The 17,953-nt window shown below is 67.5% G+C and carries 16 protein-coding genes and 1 pseudogene; 3 read left to right on the top strand and 14 right to left on the bottom strand.

The features are described from left to right. Positions 1–68 precede the first annotated feature (68 nt). Together ACSUZJ_RS17440 and phbB are read left to right on the top strand one after the other, a co-directional pair. A complete protein-coding gene (locus ACSUZJ_RS17440; protein ID WP_499410229.1) occupies positions 69–623 on the top strand; it encodes a hypothetical protein in 555 nt (184 codons plus the stop codon). A gap of 142 nt (positions 624–765) precedes the next feature. Further along, on the top strand, positions 766–1,512 hold the full coding sequence (gene phbB / locus ACSUZJ_RS17435) for an acetoacetyl-CoA reductase (protein ID WP_499410227.1): 747 nt from the start codon (positions 766–768) through the stop codon (positions 1,510–1,512). 3 nt (positions 1,513–1,515) lie between these two features. Here the strand turns inward: phbB and ACSUZJ_RS17430 are convergent, their stop codons facing one another. The 7 genes from ACSUZJ_RS17430 to ACSUZJ_RS17400 form a co-directional block, all read right to left on the bottom strand. Beyond that, a complete protein-coding gene (locus ACSUZJ_RS17430; RefSeq protein ID WP_499410225.1) occupies positions 1,516–1,899 on the bottom strand; it encodes a TraR/DksA family transcriptional regulator in 384 nt (127 codons plus the stop codon). Between the two features lie 159 nt (positions 1,900–2,058). Then, the gene (locus ACSUZJ_RS17425; RefSeq protein WP_499410223.1) at positions 2,059–2,637 is read right to left on the bottom strand and encodes a hypothetical protein; all 579 of its coding nucleotides are present in this window, start codon (positions 2,635–2,637) and stop codon (positions 2,059–2,061) included. 16 nt (positions 2,638–2,653) lie between these two features. Beyond that, positions 2,654–3,514, bottom strand: coding sequence for a hypothetical protein (locus ACSUZJ_RS17420; protein WP_499410221.1), 861 nt, complete (start codon positions 3,512–3,514; stop codon positions 2,654–2,656). Positions 3,515–3,600: 86 nt separating this feature from the next. Further along, positions 3,601–3,966 carry a VOC family protein gene (locus ACSUZJ_RS17415; RefSeq protein WP_499410219.1) on the bottom strand — a complete coding sequence of 122 codons (366 nt, stop codon included), beginning with the start codon at positions 3,964–3,966 and terminating at the stop codon, positions 3,601–3,603. A 53-nt stretch (positions 3,967–4,019) separates the two neighbouring features. Further along, positions 4,020–4,823: a hydroxypyruvate isomerase gene (gene hyi, locus ACSUZJ_RS17410; protein WP_499410217.1), complete on the bottom strand. Its 804-nt coding sequence runs from the start codon at positions 4,821–4,823 to the stop codon at positions 4,020–4,022. A gap of 387 nt (positions 4,824–5,210) precedes the next feature. Beyond that, the gene (locus ACSUZJ_RS17405) at positions 5,211–6,626 is read right to left on the bottom strand and encodes a DEAD/DEAH box helicase (protein WP_499410215.1); all 1,416 of its coding nucleotides are present in this window, start codon (positions 6,624–6,626) and stop codon (positions 5,211–5,213) included. Positions 6,627–6,839: 213 nt separating this feature from the next. Then, positions 6,840–7,619: an inositol monophosphatase family protein gene (locus ACSUZJ_RS17400; RefSeq protein ID WP_499416581.1), complete on the bottom strand. Its 780-nt coding sequence runs from the start codon at positions 7,617–7,619 to the stop codon at positions 6,840–6,842. Between the two features lie 177 nt (positions 7,620–7,796). On the opposite strand from ACSUZJ_RS17400, the gene ACSUZJ_RS17395 reads away from it, so the two are divergent. After that, positions 7,797–8,564 carry an RNA methyltransferase gene (locus ACSUZJ_RS17395; RefSeq protein ID WP_499410213.1) on the top strand — a complete coding sequence of 256 codons (768 nt, stop codon included), beginning with the start codon at positions 7,797–7,799 and terminating at the stop codon, positions 8,562–8,564. Positions 8,565–8,624: 60 nt separating this feature from the next. Here the strand turns inward: ACSUZJ_RS17395 and ACSUZJ_RS17390 are convergent, their stop codons facing one another. The 7 genes and pseudogenes from ACSUZJ_RS17390 to ACSUZJ_RS17360 all read right to left on the bottom strand — a co-directional run bounded on the left by ACSUZJ_RS17390 (position 8,625) and on the right by ACSUZJ_RS17360 (position 17,592). Continuing rightward, positions 8,625–10,772, bottom strand: a complete 2,148-nt coding sequence (locus ACSUZJ_RS17390; protein WP_499410211.1) for a PAS domain-containing hybrid sensor histidine kinase/response regulator — start codon at positions 10,770–10,772, stop codon at positions 8,625–8,627. A gap of 164 nt (positions 10,773–10,936) precedes the next feature. Next, positions 10,937–12,817 carry a putative bifunctional diguanylate cyclase/phosphodiesterase gene (locus ACSUZJ_RS17385; RefSeq protein WP_499410209.1) on the bottom strand — a complete coding sequence of 627 codons (1,881 nt, stop codon included), beginning with the start codon at positions 12,815–12,817 and terminating at the stop codon, positions 10,937–10,939. After that, a complete protein-coding gene (locus ACSUZJ_RS17380) occupies positions 12,814–13,317 on the bottom strand; it encodes a YfiR family protein (protein ID WP_499410207.1) in 504 nt (167 codons plus the stop codon). The genes ACSUZJ_RS17385 and ACSUZJ_RS17380 overlap by 4 nt, the downstream gene beginning before the upstream one ends. A gap of 3 nt (positions 13,318–13,320) precedes the next feature. Beyond that, a pseudogene (locus ACSUZJ_RS17375) lies at positions 13,321–15,258 on the bottom strand (TonB-dependent receptor plug domain-containing protein). A 400-nt stretch (positions 15,259–15,658) separates the two neighbouring features. After that, a complete protein-coding gene (locus ACSUZJ_RS17370; RefSeq protein ID WP_499410205.1) occupies positions 15,659–16,138 on the bottom strand; it encodes a VOC family protein in 480 nt (159 codons plus the stop codon). A gap of 72 nt (positions 16,139–16,210) precedes the next feature. Continuing rightward, positions 16,211–17,128, bottom strand: a complete 918-nt coding sequence (locus ACSUZJ_RS17365) for a DUF2145 domain-containing protein (RefSeq protein WP_499410203.1) — start codon at positions 17,126–17,128, stop codon at positions 16,211–16,213. Then, on the bottom strand, positions 17,128–17,592 hold the full coding sequence (locus ACSUZJ_RS17360) for a hypothetical protein (protein ID WP_499410201.1): 465 nt from the start codon (positions 17,590–17,592) through the stop codon (positions 17,128–17,130). Before ACSUZJ_RS17360 ends, ACSUZJ_RS17365 begins: the two co-directional genes overlap by 1 nt. Between the last annotated feature and the right edge of the window lie 361 nt (positions 17,593–17,953).

The raw sequence follows: 17,953 nt of genomic DNA, 5'->3' as shown, positions 1-17,953 counted from the left end.
CGTTTGCGTACAGAATACGCAGCCCAGCAGGAGCATGCTTCGGGTAACCATCGATGCAGGAGAATTCCATGTCCACCATCATTGCAGGGCACTTCCAGCTCCAGGACGAGGTCGACGTGGCGCGCCGCGCCCTGGCCGACGCCGGCTTCGCGCCGGAGCGCATCAGCAGTTTCTACCTGAGCCAGGCCGGGCAGCACGACCTGACCCCGATCGGCGGCGACAACCAGCTCTCACCGGGCGCCAGGGAGACCCCGCTCGGCGTGGTGCAGGGCTCGGCCACCGGCGGCGCGGTCGGTGCGGTGGTGGGCGCGGCGACGGCGCCGGTAACGGGTCCGGCCGGCCCGATCGTCGGCGGCCTGCTGGGCGCCCACGTCGGTTCGCTGTTCAGCTTTTCGAAAATGAAGGAAGCCGGCGAGGCGGAAGAGGGCGGGCGCGCCCCGGTCGAGCAGCGCATGGCCGGCATGCTGGTGGCCGTGGCCTTCGACGACGCCGGCCTGGAATCGCGCGCCGTCGAGGTGCTGCGCAAGCTCGGCGCGCGCCAGATCGAACGCGCACGCGGCAACATCGTCGACGGCGACTGGGCCGATTTCGACGCCTCGGTCCCGCCCGATATTTTGACCTGATGCGCTGAGCTGAGCGTCTGCTCTTGCGTGGCCACAAAGCCACGCTCTTCTGTGCCTTTGATCCAGCTCAAAGTTTCGTTGAGCTTCGCTCCTAGACTTGTCGTTTCCGGCCGGGTGGCCGGGTTTGACAAGGGGAAAAGACATGGAAGAAAAACGAGTGGCGCTGGTGACGGGTGGCATGGGCGGCCTGGGGACGGCCTTGTGCCGCCGCCTGCATGACGCAGGCTTCACGGTGGCACTGACCTATTCGCCCAGCAATACCACACCCGAGGGCTGGCTGGCAGCCCAGCGTGACGACCATTACCGTTTCACCGCCTACCAACTCGACGTGACCGACTTCGACGCCTGCGCCGCCACGGTGGCGCGCATGGTGGACGAGCTCGGCCGCGTCGACGTGCTGGTCAACAACGCCGGCATCACGCGCGACCGCAGCCTGCGCAAGATGACGTTCGCCGACTGGCGCGCCGTACTCTCGACCAACCTCGACAGTGTGTTCAACATGAGCAAGGCTGTGATCGAGCCGATGATGGCGCAGCGCTGGGGCCGTATCGTGAACATTTCCTCGGTGAATGCAAACGCAGGCGCCTTTGGGCAGGCCAATTACTCGGCGGCGAAAGCGGGCATGCATGGCTTTACCAAGGCGCTGGCGTTGGAAACGGCGCGTCACGGCATCACGGTCAACACGGTGTCGCCGGGCTACCTGCGCACCAGGATGGTCAGCGCCGTGCCGGAAGAGATCATGCAGACCAGGATCCTGCCGCAGATTCCGGTCGGACGGCTCGGCGAGCCCGACGAAGTGGCGGCCCTGGTCGCCTACCTGGCTTCCGATGCGGCAGCGTTCGTGACGGGCGCCGACATCGCCATCAACGGCGGCCAGCACATGCGTTAGGATCTAGCGCTTCTCGGCGCGCGTCTGGCAACCTATGCACAGGCGCGCTTCGGGACGCGCCTGCAGCCGCGAGTAGCCGATGTCGTTGCCGCATTCCTCGCACATGCCATAGCTGCCGTCCTCGAACTTGGCCAGGGCATGGCGCAGCACCTGCATCTGCGCGGCATTGTGCCCCGCGGCTTCGAGTGCCAGGTCGTTGAGGAGGCGCACCGTGGCCTTGTCGGCCGGGGAGGTCTCGATTTCGGGGACGGGGAGATCGTGGCCGTCGCCAGCCTGTGCATCGGCGCCGCCGCTCAGCGCACTCAGTGTATTCAGGCGCGCCTCGAGCGTGGCGCGCAATTGCGCCAGTTGACCCTGGTCCAGGGAAGCCATGGCGATCGCAGCCATGTCAGTCCCACAGCGCGCCGGCGTCCGGCGCGCTTCCCCCACCTTGTTGGAACGAAGGAAAGCGGTCCATCGCACACTCCCCACATGAATGCCTTGTGGGTTCAGTGTAGCGCGATGCGCCCCGGATGAACATGGGCGCACGCGCGGCGCGTGGCGCCCTCAGGTCGTCTTGGCGACAGGGGCGGGCGGGTTGGTGGCCTCGATCGCTGCCATGTGCGTGCGGATCTTGTCGAGCGCCATGATGATCGGTGCGGCCTGGCCGGTGGCGGCCGCGCCTGCCAAGTGCAGCAGGCCGGCGACCAGGCCGGCGACGTCGCCGATGCGGGTGATCTTGCGGATCTTCTCGGCCGACTCGGTGGTCAGGGCGATCACGCCCTGCTGCGACTTGCCGAGCGACTTCACGATGTAGGTGGCGGCGTCGGCATACAGGCCGTTGGCGCGCTGGCGCAGGAGGACCTCGTCTTCCAGCAGCGCGCGCGCGGCCGCCTGGACCTTCTCCGGGACCTCGCGTCCTTCGTAGGCACGGATGTCGCGCATGATGCGCTCGTGCAACTGGTCGGCGCAGGCGGAGAGCTGGTCGGCCAGCTCGACGATCTGGTTCACGCTGGCAAGGCCACCCTGGGCCTGGCCGCTGGATGCTTGCGCCGCGTTTGCCGCCGGGTTTGCCACCGCCGGCGCCGCCGCGGCCGCCTCGTCGTTCGTCGCGCCCGCTGGCGCCGCCTTGGTGTCGTCTTCCATACCGCCTCCGCAGAAATCAGTCGCCCGACAGGCCTTCGCGGATCATCCGCAGGTCCCGTCCGTAATTGCCGAGCATGCGCCGCACGTCCGCCTCGGACAGCTTGTGCAGGTTCTCGCGCAGCTTCTGGTGCCCGAGCGCGACTTTCGTCAGGCCCTGCAGCGCCAGGTCGTAGCGGCGGTCGATCAGCTTGTATTCGCTCGACTTGTTCAGGTAATGCACCTTGGCGAGCGTGACGAGCATGCGGTCGCTGCTTTTCGTGTTGAACGGCAGCTCGACGTCGAAAATGCCCAGCACGGTCTTCTTTTCATTCTCGTTGGTCTTGTAGTACAGCCGGGTGAGCGAGATCATGGCTTCCAGCAGGGTCTGGACGTCGGCGTCGCCGTCGCGCACCATGGTTTCCACGCTGCGGTTCTGGTAGCCCGACGCGATCACCCGCGTCAGCAGGCGCGTCAGGCCGGTGTAGGCGGCGAAGTGGCGCTGCTGCAGGCCGGAGTCGGTGTTTGCCTTGAGGCCATTGCCCAGGTCGTCGATGCGTTCGGACAAGTCGTAACGGGTGTCGCCGGCCAGCAGGCTCAGCGTCTGCATGTAGAGCACCACGGCTTTCTGCACGCTGACGAAGTCCTCGTACACGGCGCGCCGCTTGGCGTCGTTCTCGCGCGCGAGCCTGTCGGCACTGGCGGGAAGATAGGGCTGCTCGCGTTCATAGGTGTCGCGGTAGCGCCGCGACAGCTCGGAGTAGCCGCCCAGGCGCGCCGAGGCGTCGGCGAACTCGCGTACCTCGGTCAGGCTGACCGGGCCGCCGGTGCTGGCGCAGCCGCCCAGCAGCAGGCTGGCGCCCAGCAGGGCAAGCGCGGCAAGGTGACGAAACATCTTCATGGGGTCTCCTCTGCACGGCGAAGATGCCGGTCGGAAAGTCCCCATTCTGGCAAACGCTGCCGCGCGCAGCGTTGCAGTTGGTCAACTCATGCGACCTTCTTCAGGTCAAAGTGCGGGTTTTCGATAATGCCGAACAGGTTGCCGTAGGGATCGCGCACGGTGGCCACCCGGATGCCCTCGCCGACATCGGCCACCGGCGACTCCACCGTCGCGCCCAGGTTCGCCAGCCGCGCCACCTCGGCCTCGGCGTCGACCGTGCCCCAGTAGGCGGTGGCGCCGGCAGTGCCCGGCACGCCGTCCGGCACCAGGCCGAGCTCGAAACCGCCCACCTCGAAGCCGACATAGAAGGGCTGGTCGAAATAGGGCGCCCTGTCGAGCACGCGGCGATACCACTCGGTGGCTTCGACCAGTTCGGTGACGGGGTAGATGACGGTGCGCAGTCCCTGGATCATGGCGGTCTCCTTGTTATAAAGAAAATTATCTTGCCATCGAGGCCGACGCCTGTCTAGCGCTGCGGTTCGACCGGCGCCGCGCCTGCCAGCTCAGTACGCCAGCGCAGGCCTTGCGCGGTGTCGCCGCGCGGCGTGTATTCGCAGCCGATCCAGCCGCCATAGCCGAGCTCGTCAAGCAGGCGGAACAGGTAGGGATAGTTGATTTCGCCGGTGCCCGGCTCGTGGCGACCGGGCACGTCGGCCAGCTGGACGTGCCGGATGATCGGCAGCAGCGCGCGCAGGCTGTTGGCGAGATCGCCCTCCATGCGCTGCATGTGGTAGATGTCGAACTGCAGGAAGAGGTTGTCGGCGCCGCATTCGGCGATGATGGCCTGGGCCTGGCGCGAGCCGGTAAGAAAATAACCCGGCACGTCGCGGTCGTTGATCGGCTCGATCAGGAGGGCCAGGCCATGCTCCTTGAGCTTACCGGCGGCAAACTGCAGATTCGAGACATAGGCGGCGTGGGCACGCTCGTGGGGCACATTCGGCGGAATCCTGCCGGCCATGCAGTGCAGCTGCTTCACGCCGAGTTCGTCCGCGTAGTCGAGGGCGAGTTCGACGCTGTCCTGGAATTCCTGGATGCGGCGCGGGTCGCAGGCCATGCCGCGGTCGCCCGCCGCCCAGTCGCCGGCCGGGAAATTGTGCAGGACGAGCTGCAGGTCGTAGCGCGCCAGGCGTCCGGCGATCCATTCGGGTTCGCAAGCGTAGGGAAACTGGAACTCGACCGCGTCGAAGCCGGCATCGCGCGCCGCCGCGAAGCGGTCGAGGAAGCTGAGCTCGGGGAAAAGCGTGCTCAGGTTGGCGGCGAATTTCGGCATGGGGTTTCTCGTATGTTGACAGCCCGCTATCGTAGCATTCGCATGCCAAACGTGCCGGAGGTGGGCAATCGTGCGGCCGTGAAGCGGAATACGCCGATGCGTCGACCGTAGGGTGGGCACCCTGTGCCCACGCGCAATGACGCGTGGCGTTACTGTCCTTGGGACCCGGAGAGCCGCGTGCCGCCAGCGTGATTCGGGGATACTCCGCGAACGCCAGAGTGGATCGCACACAGCTTCGCCGCGCTCATGAGATAACGTAGCGCCATTTTTCGCGTGGGCACAGTGTGCCCACCCTACGGTTGATTTAGGTGGAATGCACTGGCAAACAAAAAGGACAGGCCGGCATGACCGGTCCTGTCCTTTCGTTTCAGCTTCAGCTAGCCGTGCTTAACGGTCGCGTCCACCCTGGCGCGGCGCGGCGCCGCTGCGCGGGCCGCGGTTGCCGTTGGCCGAGCGGTTGCCGCCGCCGTTGCCGGCAGGACGGCCGCCGTTGCCACCGCCGCCCGCCGGGCGACCGCCGTTGCCTGCGCCTGCACCTGCGCTGGCGCTACGCTGGCCCTGGCCGCCGCGGCTGCCGCCTGGACGGCCGCCGCGGTTCGCGTGACCCGGCGCGCCGCTGCGCAGCTGGATCGGCTGAGGTTTCGCGTTCAGGTCCGGCTCGAAGCCCGGGATCACATGGCGCGGCAGGGTCTGCTTGATCAGCTTCTCGATGTCTTTCAGCATCTGGTGCTCGTCGACGCAGACCAGCGAGACCGCCTCACCCGTGGCGCCGGCGCGACCGGTACGGCCGATGCGGTGCACGTAGTCTTCCGGCACGTTCGGCAGGTCATAGTTGACCACGTGGGGCAGCTGGTCGATGTCGATGCCGCGCGCCGCGATGTCGGTCGCCACCAGCACCTGCAGGCTGCCGTCCTTGAACTCGGACAGGGCCTTGGTGCGCGCCGACTGGCTCTTGTTGCCGTGGATCGCCATCGCGCCGATGCCGTCCTTGCCCAATTGTTCAACCAGCTTGTTGGCGCCATGCTTGGTGCGGGTGAACACCAGCACCTGGTGCCAGCTGTTTTCCTTGATCAGGTGGGCCAGCATCGGGTGCTTCTTGTCGCGGTCGACCGGGTGGATCTTCTGCGCGATCACTTCCACGGTCGAATTGCGGCGCGCCACTTCGATCGAGGCCGGGTTGTTCAGCAGGCGGTCGGCCAGGGCCTTGATGTCGTCGGAGAAGGTGGCCGAGAACAGCAGGTTCTGGCGCTTCGGCGGCAGCAGGGCCAGTACTTTGCGGATGTCGTGGATGAAGCCCATGTCGAGCATGCGGTCGGCTTCGTCGAGCACCAGGATCTCGATCTTCGAGAGGTCCACCGTGCCCTGGCCCGCGTGGTCGAGCAGGCGGCCCGGGGTGGCGACCAGGATGTCGACGCCCTGCTTGAGCAGCTTGATCTGCGGGTTGATGCCGACGCCGCCGAAGATCACGGCCGAATTCAGGTTGGTGTACTGGCCGTACAGGCGCACGCTTTCTTCGACCTGGGCCGCCAGCTCGCGGGTCGGGGCCAGGATCAGGGCGCGGATGGCGCGCGGCGCGGTCTTGTTGCGCAACGTGCCGCCTACCTTGTCGGTCGAGAGGCGCTGCAGCAGCGGCAGGGTGAAGCCGGCGGTCTTGCCGGTGCCGGTCTGGGCGCCGGCCAGCAGGTCGCCGCCGCCGAGCACGGCGGGGATCGCCTGGGCCTGGATCGGCGTCGGCGTGGTATAGCCCTGTTCGCTCACGGCGCGCACAATGGCTTCGGACAAGCCGAGGGTAGCAAATGACATAGATTCTTCTGGTAAGGTTGATTCCGCCGCCGCCGGCGCAAGCGGCGCCAGGATCGGATGGGGCAGTCGACGCCGGCGGCGCGCGTCACGCGCACACCGCCTGGAGCTACGACTGATTATAGTGATTTTTGTTGCACTGTGGAAATACCAGTGCGAAAGGCCGCCGACATGCAGTCGGCGGCCGGCAATCCGCTATTTTACGCGAAGTCGCAATTACGCGAACGGGACCATCAGCGGCACCATCTGCGCGAACACCTTCGGGCCGGCGGCAATGATGTCGCCCTTGTTCAGGTATTCGGACTCGCCGTTGAACTCGCCGACGATGCCGCCGGCTTCGGTCACCAGCAGCGAACCTGCGGCGATGTCCCAGATCTTCAGGCCCTTTTCGAAATAGCCGTCGACGCGGCCGGCGGCCACGTTGGCCAGTTCCAGCGCGGCCGAGCCGGCGCTGCGCACGCCGTGGCAGCGCGAGGCCACCACTTCGTACATGCGCAGGTATTCGGCCAGCGCGCGCGGGTCCGGGCCATGGCCGGCCGACAGCAGGGCCTTGCCGATGCGGTCGTGGTTGCGCACGCGGATGCGCTTGTCGTTCAGGTAGGCGCCGGCGCCCTTGGTGGCGGTGAACAGGTCGTTGCGGACCGGGTCGTAGACCACGGCCTGGGTGATCACGCCGCGCTGCTGCAGCGCGATCGAGATGCAGTAGTTCGGGTAGCCGTGCAGGAAGTTGGTGGTGCCATCGATCGGATCGATGATCCAGACGTATTCGCTCTCGTCGTTCAGGTTGCGCGAGGCGCCCGACTCTTCGGCGAGGATGGCGTGGTCGGGATAGGCTTTCAGCAGGGTTTCGACGATGGCCTGCTCGGAAGCCTGGTCGACGTCGGTGACGAAATCGTTGTGTTGTTTTTCCGAGACGGTAATACGGTCGAGGTCGAAGGACGCGCGGTTGATGACGGTGGCGGCGCGGCGAGCGGCCTTGATGGCCGTGTTGAGCATTGGGTGCATGGAGGCTTTTTCCGTAATTAAATGCTGACGCCCACGCGCAATCGGCGCCGTGAACCGTCGGAGTACAAGAGTGAATTATAAAGAGCAAAGCGGCGCCGAACCCGTTAGAATTCCGGCCCTTGATGCCGAAAACCCAATGTTCGTCGCCGCGCGATGACGCTATTCTAAATGAACCCGCCTGATTCCGACATCTCTCTTTTCAAACGACTGCGCTTCGTGCTGGTCGAAACCAGCCGCGCCGGCAATATCGGCTCCGTCGCCCGGGCCATGAAGACGATGGGGTTTTCCGACCTGGTGCTGGTGGCGCCGCGTTGCGAAGACCCCCTGAACGACCCGGAAGCGGTGGCTTTCGCCAGCGGCGCGACCGACGTGCTGCATGGCGCGCGCATCGTCGGCAGCATCGGTGAGGCGCTCGAGGGCTGCAATTTCGCGGCGGCGGTGTCGGCGCGCCTGCGCGAGTTCTCGCCGCCGGTGTGGACGCCGCGCGCCTTCGGCGCCCATGTGGCCGGGCAGGGGGAGCTGCGCCCGGCCCTTATTCTCGGCAATGAGCGCGTCGGCCTGCCGAACGAGATCGTCGAGCAGTGCAATGTGCTCATCAATATCCCGGCCAATCCCGCTTACTCTTCGCTCAACCTCTCCCAGGCGGCCCAGGTGCTGGCCTACGAATGCCGCATGGCGGCCGTCGGCGACGAAGTGGACAGCCGCGGCGTCGGCTTCCAGGGCGACGCCGCCAGCCTGGCCCAGATCGAAGGCATGTACGCCCACCTGGAAGAGGCCCTGGTGGCGATCGGCTTCCTGAACGCGAACAATCCGAAGAAGCTGATGCCGCGCCTGAAGCGCCTGTTCTCGCGCACCGGGCTCGAGACCGAAGAGGTCAACATCCTGCGCGGCATCGCAAGCCAGATACTGAAGCGCAAACAAGCTGGTTCGCAATGAATGCGCGTTTCGGCAAACGGAACGGACACAGCAAGGCATGCCAGTGCGGCCTGAGCCAGCTTACTGCGGCAGCTTCCAGGAACGCAGGCTGGCCAGGACGGTGAGCAGTTCGGCCGGCTCGACCGGCTTTGCCACGTGCATCTGGAAGCCGCTCGCCAGGGCCCGCATCCGGTCCTGCACCCTGGCGTAGGCCGTCAGGGCGACGGCGGGAATGCCGGCACGGCCCTGGGCCTTCTCGCGCTTGCGCAGTTCGGCGATCAGCTCGTGCCCGTCCATGTCGGGCATGCCGATGTCGCTGACGATCAGGTCGGGCTGGATGGCATCGTACAAGACCAGTGCTTCGCGGGCATTCGACGCCGTCTCGACCCTGGCCTGGGCGCTCTGCAGGACCGAGGCCAGCATGTGGCGGGCGTCCTCGTCGTCTTCCACCAGCAGGACGAGTGCGCCGGCCAGGCCGAAGGCTGCCGCGTCTGCGGGCAAGGGCAGCCGCGTGACCGGTTCCGGCGCCTCGCTTGCCGCTGACGGCTGGTCCTGGCACGCGGGGACCGGCAGGCTGACGGTAAATTCCGCGCCCTTGCCGGCGCCGGCGCTGCGCGCATGCACCGAGCCCCCGTGCAGCTCGACCAGGTTCTTGACAATGGCCAGGCCGAGCCCGAGGCCGCCGTGCTTGCGTGTCGACGTCGAATCGACCTGGGTGAAGGTGTCGAAGACGCGCGGCAGGTAGTCGGGCGGGATGCCGGGGCCGTTATCGCTGACCACGATCTCGACCTTCGACGCGGCCTGCTTCAGGACGAGCTGGACGCACCCGCCCTTGGGCGTGAACTTGACGGCGTTGGACAGCAGGTTCCACACGACCTGCTGCAGCCGCTCGGGGTCGCCCGAGACCGGGCCGGCGAGCGGGTCGATGGCCAGGTGCAGGTCGATGTCCTTGGCAAGGGCCGCCGGGCGCAGGGCCTCGACCGCCGCCTCGACCGCAGTGTGCGGCGAGAACAGGCGCACGTCCAGGCGCAGCTTGCCGTTGACGATGCGCGAGATGTCGAGCAGGTCCTCGACGATCTGGGCCTGCATGCGGGCATTGCGCTCGATGGTGCCGACGGCGCGCGTGCGCATCGCCTCGTCCAGCCTGCCCGAGCCGAGCATCTGCGCCCAGCCCAGGATCGAGGTCAGGGGCGTGCGCAGTTCGTGCGATACGGTCGCCAGGAAGTGGTCCTTGGCGTCGTTGGCCCGGGCCGCTTCCTCGTACAGGCGCTGCTTGTCCAAGGCATCCTGCTCGGCTCGGCGCCGCGCGTACAGCGCTTCCTGGTAGAGGGCGGCCTTGTTCAGGCCGATCGCGGCCTGCGCGGCCAGGGTTTCGACCAGGCGCTCGTGGCTTTCGGTAAAGCGGTCGGGTTCCGCATGGCCGAAGAACAGCCCGCCGATGACTTCGCCGTTGCCGAGGCTGACGGGTGCGGCCAGATAGGAGCACACCGGCAGGTGCCCCGGCGGCATGCCATGGTGCGGCGCCATCTTGCCGTAGCGCGGATCGCGCCGGATGTCGCCGCTGCGGATCGCCTTCTCGCCGCGGAAGGTCGGGCCGAACAGATGGGTGGCCCGGGGCAGAGGGAACTTGCTGAAGTGTTCCTTCGGCACCCCGGCAATCGTGTACAGCGTATAGCTCTCGCCCTTTTCGTCCTTCACGTTGTAGAAGAAAGCGCCGAACTGGGCGCCGGTCAACTGCGTTGCGGCGTCGGTCACGGCCTGCACGATCTTCTCGTGGTCGAGCTCCTGCAGGATCAGCAGGCCAATGGCATGCAGGGTGGCGCGCTCCCTTTCCTGCTGCAGCTGCGGACGGGCGTCCTGCACCTCGATCACGGTCCCGACCACCTTGCCGCCGCGGTGGATCGGGCTGGCCGTGAAGTGGACAGGGTAGAACGTCCCGTCGCGGTGCACGAAGGTTTCCTCGCCGCGTTCCTGCATGTTCAGGGGCGCGGCCCGGTCGATCGGGCACTCCGCGAGCGGATAAGGCGAGCCGTCCGGCCGCGTGTGGTGAACGAAATCGTGCAGCGGGGCGCCCTGGACTTCTTCCAGCCGATAACCGGTGAGCTGTTCGGCGGCCGGGTTCATGTAGACGCAACACTGGCCCTCGTCCATCACGAAGAGCGCGACGGTGGCGTTCTCGCAGACATCCTGGAGATGGGACAGCAGACTTTGGCCGAGGAGGGCGGACACGGGCAGGACGGAGAAAATGGAATGTCCCGATTATACGTGTGCTCGGCAGAAATTCCGCTCGATTTGCAAGCAGTTCCGTGTCCATGCGACAAGGAATTGCCACCCGCCTGAGGTGCCGGGCAAGCCGCAGGCAAGCTGGCGCCAGGCGGTCTGTTGCCGGCGGATCAGCGAAGTTCCGGAACGGCGGCGTCCTGCAACGCGCGCCCGGCCAGGCAGCCCGACGAGCGCAGCGTTTCGAGCGGCATCGGCCGGCCCAGCAGGTAGCCCTGCGCCACGTCGCAGCCGGCCGCCTGCAGCCATGCCAGCTGCTCGCGGGTCTCGACGCCTTCGGCGACGACCGTCAGCTCGAACCCGTGCGCCAGCGCGATCACCGCGGTGGCCAGCGTTTCCCCGGCCTGCGGCAGCGGGTACACGAAACTGCGGTCGAGCTTGAGCTGGTCGATCGGGAAGGCCTGCAGGTAGGCCAGCGACGAGTAGCCGGTGCCGAAGTCGTCGATCGACATGCGCACGCCCAGCCGGCGGACCGCGTGCATGAACTCCACCGCCCGCGTCACGTCGTCCATCAGGACGCTTTCGGTGAGTTCGAGTTCGAGGCGCTCGGCCGCCAGGCCCGTGCGGCGCAGGATGTCCTGTACGGTCTGGATGAAATCGCTGTCGCGGAACTGGCGTGCCGAGACGTTCACCGCGATGCCCAGCGGCGCGGCCGCGTGCCCGTCCAGCGACAGCACGTCGGTGCAGGCCTGCTCGAGCACCCAGGTTCCCAGTTCGCCGATCAGGCCGCTTTCTTCCGCGATCGGGATGAATTCGTCCGGTCCGATGTAGCCGTGCTCGGGGTGTTTCCAGCGCACCAGCGCTTCGAGTCCGACAGGCAGGCCGGATGCGCAGTCGAACTGCGGCTGGTAGAACACCTCCAGGGCGCGTGCGGCGAGGGCGCGGCGCAGGTCGCGTTCGAGCTGGGCGCGACGCTGGGCCGCCATGATCATGTCGCGCCGGAACCTGCCGAGGCGGTTGCGCCCGGCGCCTTTCGCCTCGTACAGCGCGGTGTCGGCGTTGCTGACCAGCTCAGCGGCAGTGCGGGCGTCGTCCGGAAACACCGCCGAGCCGATGCTGGCCGTGGCCAGGAATTCGATACCCCCGAGCTGCAGCGGGCGCTGCAGCGCATCGATGATGCGCCCGGCCAGCAGCTCCAGCTGGTCCGCATTGCCCATGGGCCTGGCAATCACGATGAACTCGTCGCCGCCGATGCGGGCCACCATGTCGCTTTCCCTCACCTGGGCACGCAGCACGGCCGCGACCTGGCGCAGCAACTGGTCGCCGGCGTCGTGCCCGGCCGTGTCGTTGACGGTCTTGAAGTTGTCCAGGTCGATCAGCAGGACGCCCACTTTCTGGCCGAGCGCGCCGGCGCGTTCGAGCGCCGCATCGAGGGTCTCGTGGCTGGCGCGCCGGTTCGGCAGCTCGGTGACGGGATCGGTGTACGCCAGGTAGGCCAGTTCGCGTTCCGCCCTGGCCATGCGCGAGCGTATCCTGCGCGACACCAGGCCGCTGGTGACGAGGGCGCCGCAGAAGGCCAGCCCCAGCAGCGCGCCGAAGCGCCACAGGTCGTCGCGGATGCCGGTCGTATCGGCGACCAGGCGCACCGACCCCAGCTCGCTGCCGCGGTAGACCACGGTCCGCGTCACGGTGACGGGCGCGATCCAGAATGGCGCGTCGCGGGCGCGGTCTTTGCCCTCGCGGCGGTAGGCGGCAAAGCGCCTGCCGTTGCGGTCGAAGGCGGCCGCTTCCTGCAGAAAAGCGGCCGAGTGGAACGAGCGCAGCATCTCGGCGGCCGCGTCGCGGTCGCTGAACATGAGCGGCGCCGCGATATTGTCGGCGATGATCGAGGCGTGCACCTGGACGTCCCCCATCAGCGAGCGGCGCAGCGCGATGAACTGGTAGGCCAGCAGGATGCAGCCCGCCACGCCGAGCGCGACGACGGCGGCGACGAGCTGGCCGCTGCCGAGCATCCTCGACAGCTGGGACTTTTCCTGCGCGCGCTTGCGCCTCATGTCGTGACGTTGCGCGCCAGGCGCAGCAGTTTCGAACTGAAGCGCAGGCCGCTGCGGTTGGCTTCTTCGGTGTCCACGTCGAAGCGGATGTGCTCGTCGCCGTCGACCGGGGTGATCGCGGCCGTCCCGCGCCCGCTGCCGTCGCGCACGATCAGCATGCCGGGCGCCGCGGCCGGACGCTCGCCCGCGCGCGCCAGCACCAGGACGTCGCAGCCGCCCTGTTTCAGCCGGGTCGCCGCATCGGCCGTGGCCCACACGCGGCCGTTGACCGCCTTCCCGTTATAGGCCTGCAGGCTGGACCACAAGGCGCTGTCGGGGCTGGCGCAGACGACGAACGGGTCGCGCGCGCGCGCCCCTTCCGGCCAGACCGTGAACTGGACGAAATTGTAGATATAGGCGGCCTTCAGCTCGACATCGCGCACCTGGGCCTGCGCGAGCGCGCAGGCGAGCAGGGCGCTTGCCGCGAGAAACGCCGATCGAATGCAGGAGCCGGGCTTCATCGGTCAGAACTGGTAGGTGAGTTTGGCGTAGAGCGTGCGGCCCTGGCGCGCCAGGTCTTCCTGCACGAATGCGGGACCGGCCGGATCGGCATAGCGCTTGCCGGTGGCATTGAACAGGCTGAACGACAGGTCCGCGCTCGCAACGGGCCGGATGCCGGAGAGCGTCAGGTTGGCGGTGCAATAGCCGCCGGTGCGGGCATGCTCGGTCAGGCGCGAAGACAGGCATTGCAGTTCGCCGCCCAGCCGGATATCGGCCACGATCGGCGCGACCAGGTTGAGTTTTGCCAGGTGGCGCGGGGAATTGACCAGCGCCGCGCCGCTGCCGTCCTGCGAGTGCTGCCATGCGTAGCTGGCGCGGACGCGGGCGCCGCCGTCGAGCAGGCGCTCGAGCGCCGCTTCCATGCCGCTGGCGCGCGCCCGCGCGACATTGCGGAAGACCAGCACGCCGGTGTCGTCGTCGGCCTGCTGGGTGATCAGGCCTTTCATTGCGTACTGGAATGCCGACAGGGTCGCGTGGCCGGCATTGCCCAGCGCGTGCTCGAGCACCATCTCGTAGGTCCGGATGCGTTCCGGTGCCAGTTCGAGGTTGCCGGCCTGCACGCTCGAATTGGCCGGCGCGTAGTACATCTCGTAGGCGTTCGGGGCGCGGAAGGCGGTGCCCTAGATCAGCTTGACGGTGTCGGCAGGCGTGATCTTGTAGAGCAGGGCGGCGCGCGGGCTGGTGCTGCCTGTTGCGCCGCCGTGGCGGTCATGGCGCAGGCCCAGGTTGAGCAGCAGCTCATCGCCCAGCCGGATCTCGTCCTCGACGAACACGCCGCTGCGCCGGCCATCCCTGCGGTCGTCGAGCAGCACCTGGTAGGGCTGCAGGTCGTAGTTGAACTGGTCGCGCCGCGCGTCATGCTCGACATCGACGCCGAACAGGATCTTGTGCCCGTCCAGCGCGGTGAGCGTAGCCTGCACGGCCGCGCCGTACCAGCGCGCATGGCCGCCGTCGATATTCGTGACGCGGGGCGCCGACTGGCCCGGGTAGTCGCCGGTGCCGAGGTAGTCGGCCTTACCCCAGAGCGCCTGGGCCGACAGGCTCAGGTCTGGCGTGAGCTCGCGCTCATAGGACAGGTGGACCATGCTTTGCGCGTCGACGGTCCGGTTGGGCGTATTGAACACCGCGCCGAACGAAGCGGTCGGGATTCCCCTGGTGCGGTGCACATGGGTGGCCGACAGCTTCAGGCCGGCGTAGCTTGCCTTGACGAGGACATTGCGTGCCCGATCGAAGTCGAGGCGCTCGGCCACGCCGCGGTTCTGGTCGGGGGTGTCGAACTGTGGGAAGTACAGATCCTCGCCGTCGCGGTTATAGCTCGTGGCCGACAGCACCAGGTCGGCGCCGTTCTGCCCATGCCAGCCCCAGCTCGCGCGCAGCTTGCGCTCGCCGTGCCGGCCGGCCGCCAGCGCCGCGCGCGCGCCGCCGACGTCGCTGCCATCCTTGGTGATGACGTTGATGACGCCAAACAGGGCGTTGGAGCCGTACACGGCCGAGCCCGGACCCGGAACGAACTCGATGCGCTGCACCAGGTCCATGTCGACCAGGCCTTCGCTGCCCAGCAGCGCCTGGTCGTACACCGCGTCGTTGGCGCGCGCGCCATCGATCAGGAGCAGGAAGCGGCTGTTGTAGTCGCCCGGCCGCAGGAAGCCGCGCGCACCGAGGTAGCTGTAGTTCCGGTCCTCGGTGACATAGACTCCAGGCAGCGTCGCCAGGGCCTCCGCCAGGGTGCGCCAGCCGAACTCCTTGATGTCGGCCGCGGTCAGGACCACGACCGCCGAAGGCGCTTCATTGATGAGCTGTTCGAACTTCGACGCGGCGGTAACCGTGCGCAGCGCGACGAGCTGTTCGAACGGCAAGGCGGCCAGGCCGTCGGCCTGTGCTTCGGCTTGTGTAGCCGCCACGCTTGGGCTTGCAATAGTGCTGGCAAGAACCGACAGGACGCAGGCGCTTACGCGGGTTCGCATGTGGAAGGGGGAAATCATCAGGGGGCGGCGCCAGCACCGGAACTGGGGAAAAATGTTACTTATCGGAACATAATAATGCCAGTTAGCAATACTTCGTCGCGCGTTCCATGGCTGCTTGCTTCATAAATACAACAGATACTCCCACCGGCGCTGCGCTGCACCCGGATCAGCCCGATCGCCGGCGCCGCATCGTCCTCGCGTGCGCTGCCGCCAGACGCGTACCAGGGCGTGGTCATCCACGCATATCACGTAGAAACCGTGTACGTACGTCGTCCGCGAGGCGGGCGGGCGCGGCCGGCTGGGCGGCCCCGGTGGAAGGCGAGCGCGAGCGGGCCTGTCAGCCGCGGCGCGCCGCCTCGATCGCCGCGATGTCGATCTTGCGCATTCCCATCATCGCCTCGAAGGCACGCTTCGCCACGGCCGGATCGGGATCGGCGATGGCTTCGGTGAGCACGCGCGGCGTGATCTGCCACGACAGGCCCCACTTGTCCTTGCACCAGCCGCAGGCGCTTTCCTGGCCGCCATTGCTAACGATCGCATCCCACAGGCGGTCGGTTTCCTCCTGGTCGTCGGTGGCGACCTGGAAGGAAAAGGCTTCGCTGTGCTGGAAGGCCGGGCCGCCGTTCAGGCCCAGGCAGGGGATGCCCAGCACCGTGAATTCGACCGTCAGGACGTCGCCCTGCTTGCCGGCAGGGTAGTCGCTCGGGGCATGATGCACCGCCTTCACTGCGCTGTCCGGGAAGGTGTCGGCATAGAAGCGGGCGGCTTCCAGCGCCGTACCGTTGAACCAGAGGCAAATCGTGTTCTTGCTTGTCATGGCATTTCTCCGACGGTTGAGGAAGCGATGGACCCGATCAGGGCGGGGTGTATGGGGGCGATGATGGCCTGCTCATGGCGCCAGCGCAATCACTTCATCGCCCGGCATCGGCCGGCATTCGGCGCCCAGCGGTTCCCAGCCGCGCCGCACGACGATGCGCTCGCGGTCGTGGCAAAGCTCCACGCGCCGCGTTCCCGGCGCCTCGCGGCGCACGAATTCCTCGATTGCGTCGGGCACGCTCACGCGCAGCGCGAGGGCATGGACGTCGACGATCGGGTGGTCGTTCAGGTGCACCAGCGGCACGAACTGGCCGGCGAACATCAGCAGGCGCGAGGGAATCCTGATTGGGCCGGCCGTGTAGCCCTGGGCGCGCAGCCAGTCCTGGGCCGCGCTGCGCACGTCATCGCGGGTGCCGGCCTGCCCGGCGGGACGGCCCCAGGCGCTGGCGATCAGTTCGGCCACCCACTGGTTGCAGTTCTGGTAGCGGGTGCCGAAGGCATAGGCATTGGCGCTGTACTGGCCGGCCAGCAGCGACAGCGCCAGCGGCTTGTCCAGCGCCGCCTGCGCCAGGGGCGCGGCTTTCTCCTCGGGCGGGAACAGTAGCGCCACGTGACCCCGCGCTGGCGCGTCCGCGCCCAGGGCGAAGCCGGCCACGCCCTGGTCGAACAGGCGCGGGCGCGACTCCTCGCAGGCGTAATACAGCTGGCGCACCGCCCAGGGACCGCCCGGATTGTCCTTCAAGGCGACGCCCGCGTGCGAGTAGAGCAGGCCGAAGCGGGAGAGGTCGACGCCGGCGCGGGCAATCAGGGCGACCTGCTGGCCCGAGCGTTCGAGCTCGGCCTTGACCGCGCCGGCGAAGCGCAGCACGCGGTCCTGGTCGGCCGCAGTGATCGCCTGGGGCCGCTCGCAGAAGGTCGGAAGGCCGGCCCAGGCGCCGCCGCAGGCGGACAGGGCGAGGGCGGCGGCGCCGGCGCCGGCGCGCAGCAACATCAGATCGCGACTTTTTGCGAACCCAGTTCGCGGTACCACTCGTCCTGCAGGGCCAGGAAGAAGGGCTGGCGATCGTCGGCGTGGGCGAATTCGTAGCCGTAGACGCGCTCGTTGACGCGCACCAGTTCGCCCGCGTTCACGCCGCGCCCGGCCAGTGCGCGGTTCGGCACGTCGAGGTAGAACTCGCGGACCGGGCCGGCGGCGGTGGCGCGCAGGGTCATGCGGGTGGTGTCGGGCTTGGCCGGCGCCTGGACGACGTCGATCACGCGGTATTCGCCCGCGGCCACGCGGCGGTCGCCGCTCGAGCTGTCGCTGGAGGCGCCGATCGAGTCGGAGACGCTGCCCGACGAGGCCGAGCCGGCGCTCGAGGCCACGGAGGAAGCGCTGTCGGCATGGGCCGGCAGGGCGCAGGCGGTGGCGAGGACGGCCAGGCAAATGGCACGGGAGAAAATGGAAATGGTCATGGAAGTCTTTCGTGGTCGCGCTGAATGCGCATATGGTACAAGCCCTGCGCGCTGCTGAGAAGGCGCGCTCGTGCGGCTTGTCCGATTGTTCAGACGCTCTGCCGGGTGCACACGGGATGGTTTGACGATACCCGTAGGGTGGGCGCCCCGTGCCCACCAGATTGCAAGCGTGGATCGAATCAGTGGGCACAGGGCGCCCACCCTACGGTCGCAGCCGCTTCGATGCAAACAATATTTGCATTTGAGCCGCCGCATGCAAATCCTGTTTGCATCGTTATCACCCATGCCATCATTCCGACGAATCCCTCTAGTTCCGGCGCGTCTTGTCGCCATTGCTTTGGCGTACACTAGGACAATAGCA

This window comes from Telluria sp. B2, from assembly GCF_051789535.1.
GTDB lineage: Bacteria > Pseudomonadota > Gammaproteobacteria > Burkholderiales > Burkholderiaceae_D > Telluria.
This window is presented reverse-complemented; position numbering and strand designations above follow the sequence as displayed.

What these genes read in the sequence shown, in the direction of transcription:
- ACSUZJ_RS17440 (WP_499410229.1), top strand. Translation starts at nt 69, where the DNA reads ATGTCCACCATCATTGCAGGGCACTTCCAGCTCCAGGACGAGGTCGAC.
- phbB (WP_499410227.1), top strand. Translation starts at nt 766, where the DNA reads ATGGAAGAAAAACGAGTGGCGCTGGTGACGGGTGGCATGGGCGGCCTG.
- ACSUZJ_RS17430 (WP_499410225.1), bottom strand. Translation starts at nt 1,899, where the DNA reads ATGGCTGCGATCGCCATGGCTTCCCTGGACCAGGGTCAACTGGCGCAA.
- ACSUZJ_RS17425 (WP_499410223.1), bottom strand. Translation starts at nt 2,637, where the DNA reads ATGGAAGACGACACCAAGGCGGCGCCAGCGGGCGCGACGAACGACGAG.
- ACSUZJ_RS17420 (WP_499410221.1), bottom strand. Translation starts at nt 3,514, where the DNA reads ATGAAGATGTTTCGTCACCTTGCCGCGCTTGCCCTGCTGGGCGCCAGC.
- ACSUZJ_RS17415 (WP_499410219.1), bottom strand. Translation starts at nt 3,966, where the DNA reads ATGATCCAGGGACTGCGCACCGTCATCTACCCCGTCACCGAACTGGTC.
- hyi (WP_499410217.1), bottom strand. Translation starts at nt 4,823, where the DNA reads ATGCCGAAATTCGCCGCCAACCTGAGCACGCTTTTCCCCGAGCTCAGC.
- ACSUZJ_RS17405 (WP_499410215.1), bottom strand. Translation starts at nt 6,626, where the DNA reads ATGTCATTTGCTACCCTCGGCTTGTCCGAAGCCATTGTGCGCGCCGTG.
- ACSUZJ_RS17400 (WP_499416581.1), bottom strand. Translation starts at nt 7,619, where the DNA reads ATGCTCAACACGGCCATCAAGGCCGCTCGCCGCGCCGCCACCGTCATC.
- ACSUZJ_RS17395 (WP_499410213.1), top strand. Translation starts at nt 7,797, where the DNA reads ATGAACCCGCCTGATTCCGACATCTCTCTTTTCAAACGACTGCGCTTC.
- ACSUZJ_RS17385 (WP_499410209.1), bottom strand. Translation starts at nt 12,817, where the DNA reads ATGAGGCGCAAGCGCGCGCAGGAAAAGTCCCAGCTGTCGAGGATGCTC.
- ACSUZJ_RS17380 (WP_499410207.1), bottom strand. Translation starts at nt 13,317, where the DNA reads ATGAAGCCCGGCTCCTGCATTCGATCGGCGTTTCTCGCGGCAAGCGCC.
- ACSUZJ_RS17370 (WP_499410205.1), bottom strand. Translation starts at nt 16,138, where the DNA reads ATGACAAGCAAGAACACGATTTGCCTCTGGTTCAACGGTACGGCGCTG.
- ACSUZJ_RS17365 (WP_499410203.1), bottom strand. Translation starts at nt 17,128, where the DNA reads ATGTTGCTGCGCGCCGGCGCCGGCGCCGCCGCCCTCGCCCTGTCCGCC.
- ACSUZJ_RS17360 (WP_499410201.1), bottom strand. Translation starts at nt 17,592, where the DNA reads ATGACCATTTCCATTTTCTCCCGTGCCATTTGCCTGGCCGTCCTCGCC.